The organism is Cryobacterium flavum, from assembly GCF_900103805.1.
In the GTDB taxonomy this organism is placed as follows: domain Bacteria; phylum Actinomycetota; class Actinomycetes; order Actinomycetales; family Microbacteriaceae; genus Cryobacterium; species Cryobacterium flavum.
Genome location: NZ_FNIB01000002.1, coordinates 322,917 through 340,629, shown reverse-complemented (window position 1 = coordinate 340,629; position 17,713 = coordinate 322,917). Strand labels below are relative to the sequence as shown.

General features: G+C 65.4%; 19 protein-coding genes. 13 read left to right on the top strand and 6 right to left on the bottom strand.

Annotated elements, in window-relative coordinates; translation table 11 throughout:
* Nucleotides 1-4: 4 nt before the first annotated feature.
* From BLS91_RS03830 to BLS91_RS03815, 4 genes are all read left to right on the top strand, one after another.
* Complete coding sequence (locus BLS91_RS03830) at nt 5-784, top strand: SURF1 family protein (RefSeq protein ID WP_092339360.1); 780 nt, start codon at nt 5-7, stop codon at nt 782-784.
* 9 nt (nt 785-793) lie between these two features.
* Complete coding sequence (locus BLS91_RS03825) at nt 794-1,228, top strand: DUF3817 domain-containing protein (protein WP_092339358.1); 435 nt, start codon at nt 794-796, stop codon at nt 1,226-1,228.
* Between the two features lie 83 nt (nt 1,229-1,311).
* Nucleotides 1,312-2,859: a glutamine-hydrolyzing GMP synthase gene (guaA, locus tag BLS91_RS03820; RefSeq protein WP_241983034.1), complete on the top strand. Its 1,548-nt coding sequence runs from the start codon at nt 1,312-1,314 to the stop codon at nt 2,857-2,859.
* A 233-nt stretch (nt 2,860-3,092) separates the two neighbouring features.
* Complete coding sequence (locus tag BLS91_RS03815; RefSeq protein ID WP_092339354.1) at nt 3,093-3,677, top strand: GNAT family N-acetyltransferase; 585 nt, start codon at nt 3,093-3,095, stop codon at nt 3,675-3,677.
* Between the two features lie 139 nt (nt 3,678-3,816).
* Here the strand turns inward: BLS91_RS03815 and BLS91_RS03810 are convergent, their stop codons facing one another.
* Nucleotides 3,817-5,076 carry an IS256 family transposase gene (locus BLS91_RS03810; RefSeq protein WP_092339352.1) on the bottom strand — a complete coding sequence of 420 codons (1,260 nt, stop codon included), beginning with the start codon at nt 5,074-5,076 and terminating at the stop codon, nt 3,817-3,819.
* Entirely contained in the window at nt 5,048-6,427 is a 1,380-nt protein-coding gene (locus BLS91_RS03805) for an MFS transporter (protein WP_092339350.1), read from the bottom strand. Before BLS91_RS03805 ends, BLS91_RS03810 begins: the two co-directional genes overlap by 29 nt.
* A 121-nt stretch (nt 6,428-6,548) precedes the next feature.
* On the opposite strand from BLS91_RS03805, the gene BLS91_RS03800 reads away from it, so the two are divergent.
* On the top strand, nt 6,549-7,022 hold the full coding sequence (locus BLS91_RS03800; RefSeq protein ID WP_092339348.1) for a DUF1990 family protein: 474 nt from the start codon (nt 6,549-6,551) through the stop codon (nt 7,020-7,022).
* Here the strand turns inward: BLS91_RS03800 and BLS91_RS03795 are convergent.
* Nucleotides 6,966-7,520 carry a MarR family winged helix-turn-helix transcriptional regulator gene (locus BLS91_RS03795; RefSeq protein WP_092339346.1) on the bottom strand — a complete coding sequence of 185 codons (555 nt, stop codon included), beginning with the start codon at nt 7,518-7,520 and terminating at the stop codon, nt 6,966-6,968. The genes BLS91_RS03800 and BLS91_RS03795 overlap by 57 nt on opposite strands.
* A 44-nt stretch (nt 7,521-7,564) precedes the next feature.
* On the opposite strand from BLS91_RS03795, the gene BLS91_RS03790 reads away from it, so the two are divergent.
* Nucleotides 7,565-8,479, top strand: coding sequence for a DMT family transporter (locus BLS91_RS03790; RefSeq protein WP_092339344.1), 915 nt, complete (start codon nt 7,565-7,567; stop codon nt 8,477-8,479).
* A gap of 77 nt (nt 8,480-8,556) precedes the next feature.
* On the opposite strand, the gene BLS91_RS19860 is transcribed toward BLS91_RS03790, so the two are convergent.
* Both BLS91_RS19860 and BLS91_RS03785 read right to left on the bottom strand, forming a co-directional pair.
* The gene (locus BLS91_RS19860; protein WP_159433820.1) at nt 8,557-8,709 is read right to left on the bottom strand and encodes a hypothetical protein; all 153 of its coding nucleotides are present in this window, start codon (nt 8,707-8,709) and stop codon (nt 8,557-8,559) included.
* 90 nt (nt 8,710-8,799) lie between these two features.
* Entirely contained in the window at nt 8,800-9,618 is an 819-nt protein-coding gene (locus BLS91_RS03785; protein WP_092339342.1) for a Bax inhibitor-1/YccA family protein, read from the bottom strand.
* Between the two features lie 198 nt (nt 9,619-9,816).
* On the opposite strand from BLS91_RS03785, the gene BLS91_RS03780 reads away from it, so the two are divergent.
* From BLS91_RS03780 to BLS91_RS03755, 7 genes are all read left to right on the top strand, one after another.
* Entirely contained in the window at nt 9,817-10,878 is a 1,062-nt protein-coding gene (locus tag BLS91_RS03780) for a glycerophosphodiester phosphodiesterase family protein (protein WP_092339340.1), read from the top strand.
* A 56-nt stretch (nt 10,879-10,934) separates the two neighbouring features.
* Complete coding sequence (locus BLS91_RS03775; protein WP_092339338.1) at nt 10,935-13,472, top strand: ATP-dependent helicase; 2,538 nt, start codon at nt 10,935-10,937, stop codon at nt 13,470-13,472.
* 88 nt (nt 13,473-13,560) lie between these two features.
* Nucleotides 13,561-13,827: a hypothetical protein gene (locus BLS91_RS03770; RefSeq protein ID WP_092339336.1), complete on the top strand. Its 267-nt coding sequence runs from the start codon at nt 13,561-13,563 to the stop codon at nt 13,825-13,827.
* A gap of 32 nt (nt 13,828-13,859) precedes the next feature.
* A complete protein-coding gene (locus BLS91_RS19855) occupies nt 13,860-14,018 on the top strand; it encodes a hypothetical protein (protein WP_158252816.1) in 159 nt (52 codons plus the stop codon).
* A gap of 65 nt (nt 14,019-14,083) precedes the next feature.
* The gene (locus BLS91_RS03765) at nt 14,084-15,508 is read left to right on the top strand and encodes a ferredoxin reductase family protein (protein WP_241983016.1); all 1,425 of its coding nucleotides are present in this window, start codon (nt 14,084-14,086) and stop codon (nt 15,506-15,508) included.
* The gene (locus BLS91_RS20480; RefSeq protein WP_241983017.1) at nt 15,505-16,134 is read left to right on the top strand and encodes an FMN-binding protein; all 630 of its coding nucleotides are present in this window, start codon (nt 15,505-15,507) and stop codon (nt 16,132-16,134) included. Before BLS91_RS03765 ends, BLS91_RS20480 begins: the two co-directional genes overlap by 4 nt.
* Nucleotides 16,135-16,143: 9 nt before the next feature.
* Nucleotides 16,144-16,986 carry an FAD:protein FMN transferase gene (locus BLS91_RS03755; protein ID WP_241983018.1) on the top strand — a complete coding sequence of 281 codons (843 nt, stop codon included), beginning with the start codon at nt 16,144-16,146 and terminating at the stop codon, nt 16,984-16,986.
* 154 nt (nt 16,987-17,140) lie between these two features.
* Here the strand turns inward: BLS91_RS03755 and BLS91_RS03750 are convergent, their stop codons facing one another.
* Nucleotides 17,141-17,641, bottom strand: coding sequence for a MarR family winged helix-turn-helix transcriptional regulator (locus BLS91_RS03750; RefSeq protein WP_092339334.1), 501 nt, complete (start codon nt 17,639-17,641; stop codon nt 17,141-17,143).
* Between the last annotated feature and the right edge of the window lie 72 nt (nt 17,642-17,713).

The window sequence follows — 17,713 nt, the reverse complement described above, 5'->3', positions numbered from 1 at the left end:
CAGAATGATGGTGCGCCCCCGCTGGGTCGCTGCACTGCTGCTTGCCCTCGGCGTTGCCGCGGCGTTCGCCCTGCTCGGGCACTGGCAGCTCGAGCGCGCCATCGAATCCGGCGTGGTCGTGGAGCGCAGCACCGAACAGGTCAAGCCTCTCGCCGAGGTGGCGCAGCCCGACGGGGGAGTGACGCAGATCGCGACCGGCCAAATGGTCAGCACTGAAGGCACCTGGGTGCCCGGTGACGACACGCTCATCTCGACACGCTTCAACGGCGGCGTCGAAGGGTTCTGGGTGGTCAGCCATTTTCAAACGGATGCTGCCGCCAGTATCGCCGTCGCGCGCGGCTGGGCCCCCGATAAGGTCAGCGCCCAGGCTGTCATCGATGCGCTGCAAACCGAACCGGAAAACACCCCGGTTACCCTGACCGGACGCTTCCTCACCGGCGAGGCACCCGAGCTGCCCGACCCGCAGGGTGACTCAATGGAACTGACCAAGGTGGCGCCATCCGCTTTGATCAATTTGTGGGCTGATTTCACCGACGAGTCCGTGTATTCCGCGTATATCGTCGCCGCCGAAGCCCCGGGCGGACTCGACAAAATCGACTCCCCGGTGCCCGAAGTTGATCAGTCGCTCAACTGGCTGAACATCTTCTATGCCATCGAGTGGGTCGTCTTCGCCGGATTCGCCGTGTTCCTCTGGTATCGTCTGGTGCGCGACGCGCTGGAGCGCGAGCAGGAGGAGGCCGAGCTCGAATTGGTCTCTGCAAGCACTCCCAGCGCTGGCGCATAGAATTACCCCATGCCACTTGATCCCAAGCCCGCCGATATTTCCCGAATCCCCGGTGCGCTTCGGCTCTACCAGGTGTCGTCCATCATCACCGGTGTCTTTCTGCTGCTGCTCTGCGCCGAGGTCTATGCCAAGTTCATTCTCGGTTACGAACTCGAAATGAACGGCGCCGATGGCTTTCTCGCCTTCGTGCCGCGCGACACGGTCGCCGCAATCAACCTGAGCACGATCATCCTGATCGTGCACGGCTGGTTCTACGTGCTCTACCTGTTCGCCGACTTCCGGCTGTGGAGTCTCATGCGCTGGCCGTTCCCGCTCTTCGTGCTGATTGCGCTCGGCGGCATCATCCCCACGCTCTCGTTCTTCCTGGAAGGCCCCATGACCCGCCGCGTCAAACGTTCCCTCGAGCAGCTCGAAGCGAAAAAGGCCGCCGAGGTGCGTTCGTGAGTGTCGTCGACACAGCATCAGCGGATGCCTCACGCGCCGATTCAGCTGCGGTCGCCGACTCAGGCCTCGATCGCCCCGTTCTCGTGGTCGACTTCGGTGCGCAGTACGCGCAGCTGATCGCGCGGCGCGTGCGGGAGGCATCCGTTTATTCGGAAATCGTGCCGCACACGATCACCGCCGCCGAAGTTCTCGCCAAGAACCCGCGCGGAATCGTGCTGAGCGGCGGCCCGTCAAGCGTCTACGCCGATGGCGCGCCCGCCTTCGATGCCGCGATCTTCGAGCTCGGCGTGCCCGTGCTCGGCATTTGCTACGGCTTCCAGGTGATGGCGACCGCTCTCGGCGGCACCGTCGCCCACACTGGCGCCCGCGAATACGGCTCGACCCCGGTCACCGTGAGCAACGGCGACAACGTGCTGCTGGCAAACCAGCCGGGCAACCAGACCGTGTGGATGAGCCACGGCGACTCGGTTGCCACGGCGCCGGAGGGTTTCACCGTTTTGGCCTCCTCGGTCTCGACCCCGGTCGCCGCCTTTGCCAACGACGCCAAGCGCCTCTACGGCGTGCAGTGGCACCCCGAGGTCAAGCACTCCGAAAACGGGCAGCACGTGCTCGAGAACTTTCTGCACCGCGCCGCCGGCATCAACCCCGACTGGAACAGCGGCAACGTCATCGCCGAGCAGGTCGCGAAGATTCGCGCCCAGGTCGGCACCGGCAAGGTCATCTGCGGCCTGTCCGGCGGAGTCGACTCCGCCGTCGCCGCCGCCCTCGTGCACAAGGCGATCGGCGACCAGCTGGTCTGCGTGTTCGTCGACCACGGCCTGCTGCGCCAGGACGAGCGCCGCCAGGTTGAGGAAGACTACGTCAAGGCCACGGGCATCCGCCTGGTCACCGTGGACGTGCGTGAGCAGTTCCTCGTGGCCCTCGAAGGTGTGAGCGACCCTGAGACCAAGCGCAAGATCATCGGCCGCGAGTTCATTCGCACCTTCGAGCAGGCCCAGGCCGAACTTATCGAAGAAGCCAAGGAAATCGACGGCGACCCGATCCGCTTCCTCGTGCAGGGCACGCTCTACCCCGACGTCGTCGAATCCGGCGGCGGCAGTGGCACCGCCAACATCAAGAGCCACCACAACGTGGGCGGCCTGCCCGACGACCTCAAGTTCGAACTGGTCGAACCGCTGCGCACCCTGTTCAAAGACGAAGTGCGCGCGATCGGCGCCGAGCTTGGACTGCCGGCCGAAATTGTGCAGCGCCAGCCGTTTCCCGGCCCCGGCCTGGGAATTCGCATCGTCGGCTCGATCACCCAGGAACGCCTCGACCTGCTGCGTCAAGCGGATGCGATCGTTCGCTTCGAACTGACCGCCGCCGGCCTCGACCGCGAGATCTGGCAGTGCCCGGTCGTGCTGCTGGCCGATGTGCGCTCGGTGGGCGTGCAGGGCGACGGCCGCACCTACGGTCACCCGATCGTGTTGCGCCCGGTGTCTTCAGAGGATGCCATGACCGCCGACTGGACTCGCCTGCCCTACGACCTGCTCGCCAAGATTTCGAACCGCATCACCAACGAGGTCGACGGCGTGAACCGCGTCGTGCTCGATGTGACGAGCAAGCCGCCGGGAACCATCGAGTGGGAGTGATCGCGCAGTAAAAAGGGTCGGCTCGCGAGAGTCGGCCCTTTTTGTGTGCCCGGCGCCGGCATCCGCTCGTGGTCGCGCCCGAAACGGGTGCGCTCATACTCCTTCCACCGCGATGCGGTTGCCTTGGCAGAGCGGCGCGCAGTACAGTCGAATCATGTTCCGCTCCTGATTGTTCCGCGCTCTCGTGCATTCCGCGCGATTGAGCACCGAATTTTTCAACGATCAGGGACACGATGCTACAGATACGGGACTACCGCACTTCCGACGAACGAAGCTGGCTCACCTGCCGCTTGCTGAGTTTTTTTGACACCGATTACTATGACGAGGTCAAAATTTGCAAGACAACATTTGCGAGTGCTCGTGTGGAATTAGTTGCCTGCAGGGGCGACGTCGTCGTTGGACTGATCGACGTCGAGATCGACGGCGACACCGCGACGATCGACTCAATAGCCGTGCATCCGGATGCTCAACGCCACGGAATCGCCTCAAAGCTCCTGCGGCATGCCGTACAGCGGCTGCCGGAGCGAGTCACGTCGCTCGATGCCTGGACGCGAGAAACCGCGAGTGCAAACGACTGGTACACCTCGGCAGGATTCGCGGAGAACTATCGCTACCTGCACGTGTACAAGGAGTCAGCGAGCGGGGACGACGGATTTGAGTCTCCCGATGGACTGTCCACACCCGTGCACGCCTTCATGCACGCGCGCTTCGAACTCGAGGATGAGCTTCGTCAGCGCTACTCCCGTGTGTACGTCTGCCGCCAATATCTCTTGCGACTGCGGGCGCCAAGCCCCCGTTACCTTGTAGGTGGCCCTTGAAGCTTTGCTTCTGAAGGGTGTTGGCCTGTTAGGCCCGGCATGGTTATTGCCCCCAGTCATTGATGATCCGGGGGTGTTGTCAGGTCACGTCCCGCCGGGTGGTGTAATTCATCGTCACCGTGCGGGTCAGCTGATTTGATTATGCGGCAATGAGCTCGGGAACGGGAATCACCCCCGTCAGGGCGCTGGCGTCGGGGAGGGTGAGGGCGGCGTTGAAGGCGTCGAGTTGGCGCATGGAGTCTTCGGAGAGGTGGCGGCGGGCGCCTGCCTCCCACTCGTCGTGTTGCTCGACCAGGACGGCGCCTGCGAGGCGGAGCAGGGCGGCCGGGTTGGGAAACACACCGACGACATCGGTCCTGCGCTTGATTTCCTTATTTAAGCGTTCGAGTGGGTTTGTGGACCACACCTGTCGCCAGTGTTTGGGCGGGAATCCGCAGAATGCGAGGATGTCGGCGCGCGCGTCGTGGAGCATCGTGGCGACTTTTGGGTGAGAGCGTTCGAGCATGCGGGTGACCTCGTCGAACTGGGCCTGAACGTGCGTCGCGTCGGGCTGGGCGAAGATGGTGCGGATGACAGCGGCGACCATATCTTGACTGGCGCGCGGGACAATGGAAAGAACATTTCTCATGAAGTGGACCCTGCAGCGTTGCCACGCGGCACCCTGAAAAACGGTGCTAATGGCTTTCTTCAACTCTGAGTGAGCGTCGGAGATGACGAGCTTGACACCGTCCAGTCCACGGGCTTTCAAAGACCGCAGGAACTCGGTCCAGAAGATCTCATTCTCGCTGTCGCCGACGTCGAAACCGAGGACCTCGCGGCGGCCATCGGCGGCCACGCCGATGGCGACGACCATCGCTTGGGAGATGACGCGGTGGTTGACGCGAGCCTTGCAATACGTGGCGTCAAGGAAGACGTAGGGGTAGCCGGTAACGCCGAGGTCACGGTCACGGAATGTGGCGACTTCCCCGTCGAGATCCGCGCAAATCCGGGATACTTCGGACTTGGAGATGCCGGTGTCCGCGCCCAGGGCTTTGACCAGGTCGTCGACTTTGCGGGTCGAGACGCCGTGGAGGTAAGCCTCCATCACGACAGCGAACAGGGCTTGGTCCACGCGCCGGCGCCGCTCAAGGAGTGCCGGGAAGAAGGAGCCCTGGCGTAGCTTGGGGATCTTCAGATTCAGGTCCCCGGCCGTGGTCGTCAAGACGCGCGGGCGGGTCCCATTGCGCTGGTTGGTGCGATCGTCAGAACGCTCAAACGGGGCCGCGCCGATGTGGGCGGTGGCCTCCGCGTTGATGAGTTCTTGGTAGAGCGTTTCGGTCACCGTTCGGATTCGATCGGTGACATTGGTGAGCTTGAGCTCCGAGAGGAGCTCAAGCAAGGCAGACTGGTCTAGAGCCATCGTGTGATGTGTCTTTCTGTGAGGAACTTTGAACGGTTCTCACTGACCATCGCACGGTGGTTCGTTGCGTTGTTAATCCAACGATCAAACCCCGGAAACTACACCACTGCACGGGACGTGACCTGTTGTCACCGGGCCTGACTGGCATTGGATGATCAGGGGCAGGATCGCGGGGGAGCACGATGACAGCCAGCACCGCACAACACACGAAGACTCCGCCACCGACGGCGATCGGCAGTGCAAGGCCAACCACAGCCAGCAGGCCGCCGAGCGCCGAACCGAGCGCCAGCCCGAGCAGGCTGAGCACGCGGGACGCCGCGTTCACCCGTCCGCGCAGGGCGTCGGGCACGAGTCGTTGCCGGAGGGAGGTGGCGCAGATTCCCCAGACCACGGCGTGCAGGATGTAGACCGCGAGAAACACAGCGGCAACAACTCCGTTGGTGGCGATCGACAGCGCGAACAGTGCTGCCGCCCCCGTGACGAGGCTCGCAATAATCGTGCGCCGGTAGCCCATCGTGCCAACGACTCGTGCTGTCGAGAACGAACCGACCAATCCGCCGAGCGCTGAAACGGCCAGGATCACCCCGTAACCGAGGGCATCGAGGGCGAGGCGTTGCCCGGCGAACAGCACGAGGATCGAGAAGGGGAGCATGTAGCCCACACTGGCAAGCGCGCCGATCAGCGCGAGCCCGCCAACCGCGCGGTTGCCCGCGAGCCATCGCGCACCCTCGATCGCCTCGCGAAAAATGGGCTGGCGCAGGGTGAGGTCGGGGCTCGACCCACCGAGCCGCCGGATCGGCAGCGCCAGGGCGAGAATCCCGGCCGCAGCCCACAGCCCGCCCATGAGATACAGGGGAGCGGCGGCCAGGGCGGCAAACAGCAGTCCACCCAGCGGCGGTCCGGCGAACTCATCGGCGATCAGCTGCGCGGCTGAAATGCGACCATTGGCGCGATCCAGCTGCGTGACCGGTACGACCCCGGGCAAGAGCGAAACGGATGCGTTGTCCGCCGCGCTCTCCAGCGTTCCGACGACCGCAAACGCCGCGTAGAGCAGCGGTAACGTTGCGAGGTCCAACTGCACGGAGACAGCCAGGGCGAGCACCGCCAACCCACGGATGAGGTTCGCGCCGATCAGCAGCGTGCGCCGATCGACTCGATCGACCCATACCCCGATGGGCAGCGCGACCAGGAGCCGCACCAGGGCGTACGTCGTGGCCAGACCCGCGACCAACCGCGGATCGTCGGTGAGCGACACCGCGAGAAGCGGCATCGAGATGAACGCGACTCCGTCAGCGAGATTCGAGGAGGCACTCGATGTCCACAGCGCTCGAAATGGGCGACCGAGCGACATAACCCGAGTCTACGCAGGGATTCACGCGGTGCGCTGCGGGCGAACCCCGGACTGAAACCGTCGCCGTTGCGATTGACTGGGCAGATGACCCACACCCTAAGGCTCGGCGCGAAGGAGAATCATGGCCAGCCCTGAACTTCACGACTGGCCGGCGAGCGATCCGAAATTCCGGCGCTCGGAAGTGTCAGCGGTCGTGGGCAGCGGTGACGCGGTGTGGGAGCGCGCCGCCGGGGATGTGCTGCGCTGGCGGGTGAAGACGGCGAGCGGGTTTGCCGTGGATTCGGCGGCGCCGGTGTCGCCCGGCGACCGGGTAATCGTCACGGCACGCCTGATCGCGCTGACCGTCGTCGAACCGGTGGAGGTCGTTTCTGTCGTCGACGAGCCGAACCGGGTCGGGTTCGCCTATCGAACGCTGCCCGGGCATCCGGTCAGTGGCGAGGAGGCGTTCATCGTGCACCGCCACGGCAACGAAGTGCATCTCACGGTGCGATCGCTGACGCGGGCGGCCCCGCAGCAGCCGTGGCGCGCCCTCTACCCACTACTTCGGGTCGCTCAACTCATCGTTCGCCGACGCTACCTGCGTTCGCTGCGCTGATTCGTTCAGTCCGTGGGTTGCCGCAGCGTTGATCCTCTGCAGCAGCCCCACCAGAAGCGATTGTTCGTCGTCAGAAAGAATCTGGGTGATGGTTCGCTCGGTCTCGACGTGCGGGGCCAGGGCGGCGTCGATGAGCCGCTTACCGGCATCCGTCAGCGCGACCAGGATACCGCGGCCATCGTCGGGGTTCGCCTCTCGGCTGACCAAACCTCGCGTCTGAAGTTTGTTCAGGCGCTGGGCCACCGCGCTCGTCGAGATCATCGCATCGCGGGCCAGTGCCGCCGGGGAGATCCGGTAGGGCGCACCGCTCCGCAGCAGCGTCGCGAGCACGTCGAAAGAGGATGCGTCCAGGCCGTACCGCGCAAAGGTCGCGGCCAGGCGGGACTCGACGGCCAGAGCGGTGCGACTCAAGCGGCCGATGACGGCCATCGGGGAGACATCCAGGTCGGGCTTCTCGGTGCTCCACTGCTCGAGGATTCGATCGACCTGGTCTGTCATGGTTCCACACTATCAATTGCTAAGCACTTAGCTATAATAGCTAAGTGCTTAGCAACCGATTCCTTCTGTTGGCGACCACCGCCCTGGCTCCCGTTCTTTGGGGAACCACCTATCTGACGACGACGGCGTTGCTGCCCGCGGATCGGCCGCTGCTCGCGGCATTCCTGCGCGCGCTCCCCGCAGGGCTGCTGCTCCTGGTGCTCTGCCGCCGATTGCCGCGCGGCGAATGGTGGTGGAAGTCCTGGGTGCTCGGCGTGCTCAACATCGGGGCGTTCTTCGCGCTGCTCTTCATCGCGGCCTACCGGCTCCCTGGCGGAGTGGCCGCCATCGTCGGAGGCCTGCAGCCGCTCGTGGTCGCATTGCTCGCCAGTCGCGTGCTGCACGAGAGGATGACCGGACGCGTTCTGGCGAGCGGCGCGACCGGTGCCTTCGGCGTCAGCCTCATCGTGCTCCAATCGCAGGCGAGGCTTGACGCTATCGGGATCCTGGCCGCTGTCGGCGGCACGGTCTGCATGGCCTCGGGCATCGTGCTCTCCAAGAAGTGGGGGCAGCCGGCGCCGCTGCTGGCGACGACCTCGTGGCAGCTCATCGCGGGCGGGCTCAGCCTGCTGCCCGTTTTGCTCCTGCTCGAAGGCCTTCCGACCACGCCGCTGACCGTGGCCAACCTCGCCGGCTACGCGTACCTCGCTGTGGCCGGCACGGCACTCGCCTACGTCGCCTGGTTCCACGGCATTGCGCGCCTGCCCGCGAGCACCATCGCATTCCTCGGCCTGCTGAGCCCCGTCGTGGCCATCGTGCTCGGCTGGGCGATCGCCGGAGAGCACCTTGCCCCGATTCAGATCGCGGGAATCGTCATCGTGCTCGGCTCGATCGCGGCCGTCATCGTCGCCAGGACCCCGAAACGCGGTTTCTCCCTGCATCGACCCAGGTTTGCCCGTGGCCGCGCCCGAAACGGGTGACCGCTACGGTAACCGGCGTAGCGACTGCCGATATTGGGGGCGCACATGGGATGACCCCGGCGCGGGCATCCGTTTAGTCAGTCTTTGGGCGCTTTGAGGTAGCGGCGGATGGCGAGCACGACCACCCAGGCGAGCCCGAGGAGCACGATGCCGCTGCCGATGTAGCCGAACGTGGCGTTCACGCCGGTGGATTCGAGGGGAGCCAGCGCGTGCAGGTCAGTGAAACTCATTGCTTAAGCCAACCACAGTGTGGCGTGCGTGGGGTACGAAAAAGCGCCCCCGTTCCGAAATGACGAGGGCGCCTGATCAAGCGGATGCCGCTACTCGCGGGTCAGCACGAAGATGCGCAGCATTTCGACGTAGAGCCAGACGACGGTCATGATGATGCCGAACGCGCCGGTCCAGCCGTACTTGCGCGGCAGGCGGTTGTTGACGCCCTTCTGGATGAAGTCGAAGTCGAGCACGAGCGAGTACGCGGCCAGGAGTACAGCGAGCAGGCCGATGAGGATGCCGAGCTTGATGTCGAAGCCGAGAATGCTAATGCTCTGGCTGCGCATGCCGAAGGCCTGGTCGGTGGCGCCGAACAGCATCATGCCGAAGTTGATCAGCGAGAACGCGGCGTAGCCGATCATGGCGACCAGGAAGATCTTGGTGGCTTTCTTCGAGGCGCGGATCTTGCCGCTCTTGAACAGGGCGAGCGTGACACCGACGACTACGAGGGTGGCGAGAACCGCCTGCATCACGACGCCCCCGTAGAGGTCCTCGAAGAAGCGCGAGATGCCGCCGACGAACAGGCCCTGGGCCCCGGCGAAGGCGAGAATGAGCGGAGCGGACGGCTCCTTCTTGAAGGTGTTGACCAGACCGAGCACGAAACCGGCGATGGCACCCAGAATGAACAGGAACGGGAGCACCGGGGTAGCAACCCAGGAGATCATTGCCGCGACGAGCAGCAGCGCGAAGCCGAGGCCGGTCTTGGTGATGGTGTCTTCGTAGGTCATGCGTTCGGTGTCCTGCGCACCGGCCGAGGGCCGGTTGTACATCGACTGCAGATCGTTGTCCGAGAGGGCCTGCGACGACGCCACTGCGCCGCGAGGGCCGAACGCCTCGTTGCGGGAGAAAGCGGGGTTGGAGGATGCCATGTGTTGCTGTACTCACAATCAGCTGGTGGAGTTTGGGTGCGCCTGGTGCGGCACTTCTTCCACGGTACCCGAGAGCACGTGCGAATGTGCAGGGGATCAGCCGATTTGCAGCATTGCAGGCGGTGTTTCGCACCCATTTCGCTGTGAGCGGATGCCGGCCCCCAGCATCCGTTCTGGCCCCGTTGTTAGCCTGAAACCATGCAACCGATCGTGATTGGCCACCGCGGGGCGAGCGGGCACCGGCCCGAGCACACCCGCAGCGCATTCGACCTCGCCTTCGGCCTCGGCGCCGACGCGGTCGAACCCGACCTCGTCGCCACCCGCGACGGGGTGCTGGTGATCCGCCACGAAAACGAGATCTCCGGCACAACGGATGTCGCCACCCGCGCCGAATTCTCCGCTCGCCGCACCGAGAAACACATCGACGGAACGCTCGTCACCGGCTGGTTCACCGAGGACTTCACCTGGGACGAACTGCGCACCCTGCGGGCCAGGGAACGACTGCCCGCCCTGCGGCAGGGCAACACCACCTTCGACGACCAACAGCCGATCCTGCGCCTGCGCGACCTGTTCGACCTGGTCGATGACGCAGCCGAACACACCGACCGGGTGCTCGGTATCGTGGCCGAAATCAAGCACAGCAACTACTTCGCGAGCCTCGACCTGCCACTGCCCGAGCTGTTCGCCGCCGAGGTCTCCGCCGCAGGCTGGAACACCGACCGGCTCACCGTGGAGAGCTTCGAACCGAGCGTGCTCGCGCAGGTTCGGGCCCAGGGCGTGCGTGGCAAACGCATCTTTCTGCTCGAAGACCAGGGGCACCCGGCCGACCAACTCGCCGAGTACGGGGCCGGTGCGCTCAGCTACGCCGCCCACCTCACCGCTGGCGGGCTCTCGAGCCTGGCGGCGGGCCGCTCGGCCGGCGGCTCCCGCAGCAGCATGGGCTCGAGCACGGCCACGAGTGACATCGGGGTGGACGGCATCAGCGTTCCCAAGTCGCTCATCCTCAAAACGGATGACGCGGGTGACGTGATCGGGGCCTCCGCTCTGGTCGAGGATGCGCACGCCGCCGGACTGGAGGTCTACTGCTGGACTTTGCGCCCGGAGAACAAGTTTCTGGAGACAACCTTTCAGAGCGGCACCCGAAAGGCGGATTTCGGCCACTGGCAATCCGAGTTTCGCCTGATTTTCGACTCGGGCGTCGACGGGGTGTTCGCCGACCACCCCGATCTGGCCGTGCACGTGCGCGACGAGCGGCGCTGACCCGTGGGCGTCATCCCGGCCTCGTGTCAGGGGCCTCGCCTACACTGGAAACCGACATGACCACACCTCTGAACGCGGAATCCGCACCCGTCACCACCGGCCGCTCGGCCACGCCGATCATTCTCGATTCCAATGGGTATGCAGGCCCGGGCGGTACGCAGCAGAGTCCCTTGCTTGACGGGCTCAACCCGCAGCAGAAAGAGGCCGTGGAATACCGCGGCCAGGCCTTGCTCATCATCGCTGGCGCCGGGTCGGGCAAGACCAGTGTGCTCACCCGTCGCGTCGCGAGCCTGCTCGAAACCCGCGATGCCTGGCCGAGCCAGATTCTCGCGATTACCTTTACCAATAAGGCCGCCGCCGAGATGCGCGAGCGGGTGCACGCCATCCTCGGGCAGGGCTCAGACGGCATGTGGATCAGCACCTTCCACTCCTCCTGCGTGCGCATCCTGCGCCGCGAAGCCGAAAAGATCGGCCTGTCCAGCACGTTCAGCATCTACGACTCGGCCGACACCAAGGTCACGCTCAAGCGCATCATCAAGGGCCTCGACGCCGATACCTACGGATTCACGCCGGGGTCAGCGGGCGCCAAGATCTCCAAGCTCAAGAACGAGCTCGCCGATGCCGATTCCTATGCGCGCAACGCCAACATGAGCGACCCGCAGGAGGTCATGTTCGTCGAGATTTTTCGGCAGTACCAGGCCCGACTGCGCGCAGCGAGCGCGCTCGACTTCGACGACCTTATCGGCGAGACGGTCTACCTGTTCCGTGCTTTTCCCAAGGTCGCCGCGCTCTACCGGCGCCGCTTTCGGCACCTGCTGGTCGACGAATACCAGGACACCAACCACGCCCAGTACGCCCTCGTGCACGAGCTCACCCGACCGGTCACGCCCGAGCTCGCCCAGGAGATGGAAGACGACGGCGTGCACGTGCGCAACCTGCGCGACGCGTCCGGCGCCATCCCCGGGGCGTCACTCACCGTGGTCGGCGATTCCGACCAATCGATCTACGCCTTCCGTGGCGCCGACACCCGCAACATCAGCGGGTTCGAGCGGGACTACCCGGGCGCTAGGGTGATTCTGCTCGAGCAGAACTACCGGTCGACCCAGAATATTCTCTCGGCGGCGAACGCCGTGATCGGCCACAACTTCGACCGTACAGACAAGAAATTGTGGAGCGCCGGCGGCGACGGCGAGAAGATCGTCGGCTTCACCGCCTACTCCGGGCACGACGAAGCCCAGTTCGTCTCCGACGAAATCCAGGTGCTGCACGCGGCCGGCATGGCCTACCGAGACATGGCCGTGTTCTACCGCACCAACGCCCAGACCCGAGCGCTCGAAGAAATCCTGGTGCGCTCCGCGACCCCCTACCGGGTGGTCGGCGGCACCAAGTTCTACGAGCGGGCCGAGATCAAGGACGCCCTGGCCTACCTCATCGCCGTCGCCAACCCGGTCGACGAACTCGCCCTGCGCCGCATCCTCAACACCCCGAAGCGCGGCATCGGCCCGGCCACCGAAACCGGTCTGTCGAGCTTCGCCGACGACAACGAACTCACCTTTCGCCAAGCCATGCGCAATTCCGCCGCGCTCGGCCTCGGCCCCAAGGTGACCGGCGCCATCCTCGAACTCGCCGAACTGCTCGATGCCGCCGCGCTCATGCTGGTACCGACCTCGGTCACCGACGACGGCGTGCCGGTCGGCGGTGCCAACGTCTCCGAAGTGCTCGAATTTCTGTTGAACGGCAGCGGGCTGCTCGCCGGCTTACGAAACAGCCGCGATCCTCAAGACGAGGTGCGCGCCGAGAACATCGAAGAGCTCGTGGCCCAGACCAAGGACTTCAACAAGGAGAACCCCGACGGCGGTCTCGTCGACTTTCTCACCCAGGTGTCACTCGTGGCCGCCGCCGACGACCTCGACGATGCCTCGGGAACCGTATCCCTGATGACCCTGCACACCGCGAAGGGCCTCGAATACGAGGCAGTGTTCCTCACCGGAGTGGAAGAGGGGCTGCTTCCGCACCAGATGTCGGCGAACGAGCCCGGCGGCCCGGCCGAGGAACGCCGCCTGTTCTACGTGGGCATCACCCGCGCCCGCAAACGGCTTTACCTCTCCCTCGCCATGACCCGCGCTCAGTTCGGCGACATCAACGTGGCCATGCCGAGTCGATACCTACAGGAGATTCCGGCCGACCTGATCGACTGGAAGCAGTCGCCGGGCATGGCCAATTCCCGTGGTGGCACCCAGCCGCGAGCCCTCAATGCGCGACGCGACGGTGGCTTCGGTGGGTTCGGTAATTCACTGGGCACCGGCTCGAACGATGGTTACGGCGGGCGCAGCAGCTACGGCACCAGCAAACAACCGGTCGGCCTGCCGCCCGGCAAGCCGAAGACGGAGTGGGCGAACAAGATCACCGGAACGGTGCGCGACAACGGTGGCCTCGAGCTTCAGGCGGGTGACCGCATTCGCCACCACGACTTCGGCGAGGGCCGGGTCAACCAGGTCACCGGCGAAGGTACCAAGCGCATCGCGCACGTGCAGTTCGACACTGCGGGCGCCAAAAAGCTGTTGATCAAGATCGCCCCGATCGAAAAGATCTAGCGAGCACCCCGTTCAACCCGCGCCAGGGCCGGAACCGGGCCAGCCCGAATCCCTGCGCCAGCCCGATTCCTTGCGCCAGCCCGAATCCTTGAGGCAGTGGGCGCTCAACCTGCGCTCCTTCCAGTTCGAGGTCGCCACCCGGGCAGCGGTCGCCGCCGCGCTGCCACTCACCGTTCTCGTGCTCACCGGCCAGCTCGACTGGGCCGCCTACGCGGCCTTCGGCGCCATGACAGCGCTGTTCGGCCGGAACGAGCCCTACCGGGTGCGGCTGCGCACGGTCACCGTTGCCGGCACACTCATGCTCGCGATCATCTGCTGCCCGGCCCGTCAGGCCAGCTCGGCGCCGAGATTCTGATCGGCCGACACTACGGCGCCGCCCTGCTGTTCGTGACCCCGCTCGCCCTCACCGTGCTGCACCTCACCAGCCCGGTACCGGTTCCGGCGCTGCTGGTCGATCGCGTGCTCGAGACCGTGCTGCGCCGCGTCTTCGCCCTGGTGATCGTGCTGCTCGCGCGGGCGAGAGTCCGGCTGAAAAACAGGCATTGACGACACACAGACTGTTCACAGGTTATCGATAGCTGTTCGATGGCCCCCCGGTCGATGCTCTACTCATGAGCCTCGACACGCGCACCAACCGAACCGGCCAGGCGCCCACACGCCGCACCCGTACGGCGTTGCAGCATCCCGCCTACCAGAAGCGGATGCGCCTCGCCGACAGCCTGCAGATTCTCTGCGTGGCGTCGGTCGCCATCGTCATCGCCATCTTTCTCGCCGACGGGGGAGCAGCCAAGTTCTCCGCTCCGGCCGACGCTTTCACCTCGCTCGGAATCGTCGCCGGACTGGTCGGAACCGACCTGCTGCTCGTGATGCTCGTGCTGGCCGCGCGGCTGCCCCCGATCGACCGCGCTTTCGGACACGACCAAGCCATGGCCGTGCACCAGTCGCTCGGCAAGCCCGCCCTCTATCTCATCCTCGGCCATGCGGCGCTGCTCATCACCGGCTATGCCCTCGCCGAAAACGTGAACGTGTTCGTCGAGGTCTGGAACATGTTCACGACCCTGCCCGACATGCCGCTCGCCTTCCTCGGCCTCGCGCTCATGCTCGGTGTCGTGATCACCTCGCTCGTGGTCGTGCGCCGTAAGTTTCGCTACGAGGCCTGGCACGCCGTGCACCTGCTCGCCTACCTCTCGGTGCTGGGCGCCATCCCGCACCAGCTGAGCGTCGGCAACCTGCTCAGCGAGGGGGCCATTGCCCGCTACTACTGGCTCGCCCTCTACGTGGCGGTCGCCGGCTCCATCATCGTGTTTCGCTTTCTGCTTCCGGTCTCCCGGTCATTGCGTCATCAGCTGATCGTCGACCGCATCGACGCCGTCGCTCCGGGCGTGGTCTCCATCACACTGACCGGCCGGCAGCTGGACAAACTCCGGGCGACCTCCGGGCAGTTCTTCGTCTGGCGGTTCTGGTCCCACGGACTCTGGTGGCAGGCGCACCCCTTCTCCCTGTCGTCAGCGCCGAGCGAGCGCGGACTGCGCATCACGGTGCGCGGTCTCGGCGATGCCTCGCAGCAGCTTCCGCAGCTGAAGCGCGGCACCCGAGTGAGCTTCGAAGGCCCGTACGGGCTCTTCACCGAGAACGCTCGCACGTCGCCCCGCGTCGTCTTGATCGCCGCCGGCATCGGCGTCGCCCCCATCCGCTCGCTGCTGGAAACGGTATCGTTCGCGCCGGGCAACGCCACCGTGCTGCTGCGCTCGCACAGCCTCGGCGATACTTACCTGGTCGACGAGCTGACCGACCTGTGCCGGGTGCGCGGCGCTGAACTGCGCATCATCGCCGGAAAACGTCCCAAGGGCGTGAGTACCTGGCTGCCAGCGGATGCCGCCCGCGCCGGCATCACCCTGCGCAAGATCGTGCCCGAACTGCTCCACTGCGATATCTACATCTGCGGTCCCCGCCCGTGGACCGACGCCGTTGTGCGAGACGCCCGCGCCGGCGGGGTCCCCAAGAAGCAGATCCACTACGAAAGGTTTGACTGGTGAGAGCACGTGCCGTAGCACTGGCCGCACTGGCCTCCGTCTCGATCGTCGGCATCGGCTGGCAGCTCGGCTCGCAGGCTATCGACGCCTCGCAGAGCCTGACCGCAGCCACCGGTACCGGTACCGGCGCAGCCACCGCCGCCTCGGCCGCAACGGATGCCGCCGCCCAGGCCGCAGCGACCGCGAAAGCGGCCGCCGACGCTGCGGCCACAGCCCAAGCCCAGGCCGATGCCGCCAACACTGCTGCCTCGACGAAGGCAGCAGCGGATGCGGCGGCAGTAGCAACAGCCGCGGCCGACGCAGCTGCGGCTGCCAACGCGGTTGCAGCCACCGCGGCGACCGCATCGTCGCAATCGGGAAGCTTCACCGGCTCGGTCGTCGCCACCCAGTTCGGCAACATGCAGGTGTCCGTGACGATCGCCAACGGGGCGATCACCGAGGTCACTCCGCTGCAGCTGACCAACCGTGGCGGCCGATCGGTTGCCATCAGCAACCAGGCCGCGCCGATCTTGCGCTCCGAGGTGCTCGCGGCCCAATCCGCGAGCGTGCAAAACGTGAGTGGCGCCACCTACACGACCCAGGGCTACCTGCGGTCGCTGCAGTCGGCCCTCGATATGGCCGGGTTCTAGGTGCCTGCCGTGTGCCGCGACTCTGAGCGGATGCCCGCGCTCACCTTTGCAACGATGGGCACCGTCGTCAGTTTGCGACTCGGCGATTTCGCTGCCGATACCGCTGCCGGTGACCTGGTCGAGACAGTGTTTCGGCGCTGGGATCAGCAATTCAGCCTCTACCGAGACGACTCGGAGCTGTCTCGGGTCGCGCGCGGGGACATCCGTTTGACCGACGCGAGTGAGAGCTTGCGCAACTGTTACGCCCTCACGTTGGACTGGCGGGATCGCACCCGGGGCGTATTCACTCCGCATCGTGCGGATGGCGTGATCGACTTGTCCGGGGTGATCAAGGCGCTCGCCATCGCCGAAGCCGGGGCTGCCCTGATCGCGAGCGGCTTCGCCGACTGGTCGATCAACGCCGGCGGTGACGTGCTGGTCAGTGGTCAGCCGGGCGAACGATTTGAGGCGTGGGAGTCCGCCGACAGTGCGATGCCGACCGGGCATCGAGTGGCGACGCCGGCCGCGGTGACCGAGCACCTCGAATGGGTCGTGGCGATCGTTAATCCATTCGATCGGGGTGACGTGATTGCGAGCGTGCCGCTGCGGCATCCGCTTCGAGCCGTGGCCACCTCGGGCAGCGCGGAACGCGGCGAGCACATCTGGACGGCGTTGAACGGTGAGCCGTCGCCGTTTCGCCAGGTGAGCGTTTTTGCCGCCGATATCGTCACGGCCGACGTGCTCGCGACGGCGATCGTGGCTGGCGGCGAGGCGACGCTGAACGAAATGACCGAGCGCTTTCCCATCGATGTTCTCGCCGTGTTGCGTGACGGCCAGTTGCTCGCGACACCGGGGCTGCGCCGGGCCGAATAGGTCATTTCAGACTGCCCGGACAGTTTGTACCTGGCGCTTGATCGACCGCAGCTTCGACCTCGATCTGGATCCAGACGCCTACGCCGATCTCGACTTCGACAACGACGACCGGTACTGATCAGCTGTTCGGTCGTGGCTGACCGGTCGTGCTTGGTCAGTCGTTATCGAGCAGGCGGTGGTCGGGGTCGAGAGTGCCGAGCAGTCGACCGCAGATCTCGCTGAGTTGGCCGACCTGGCGGGCGGTGAGCGGGTCGAACACCACGGTGCGCACCTCATCGACGTGGCCGGGAGCGCTGGCGACGACCTTCTGCCAGCCCGTTTCGGTGAGGCGGGCCAGGGAGGCGCGGGCATCCGCTTGCGAGGCACAGCGGGTGATGTAGCCCTGCGTTTCCAGGCGGGTGAGCACGTGCGAGAGCCGGGAGAGGGAGGAGTTGGTGCGTGAGGCGAGTTCACTGAGCGGCAACGAGTGTTCGTCGTTCTCGGAGATCATGGCGAGCACGTAGTACTCGAAGTGGCTGAGGCCGGCGTCACGTTTCAGCTCGGACTCCAGGCGGGCCGGGAGCAGCATCGTGACCGCCATCAGGCGCAGCCAGGCGATGCGCTCGTCCTCGGTGAGCCAGCGCGGCTCCGGGGTGCGTGGGGGAGGGGAAGTCATAACAGACAATCTACCAGTTGACTTGACGTTTCAACTAAAAAGCCCTAGGTTTTAGTTGTTGCTTCAAGTAAG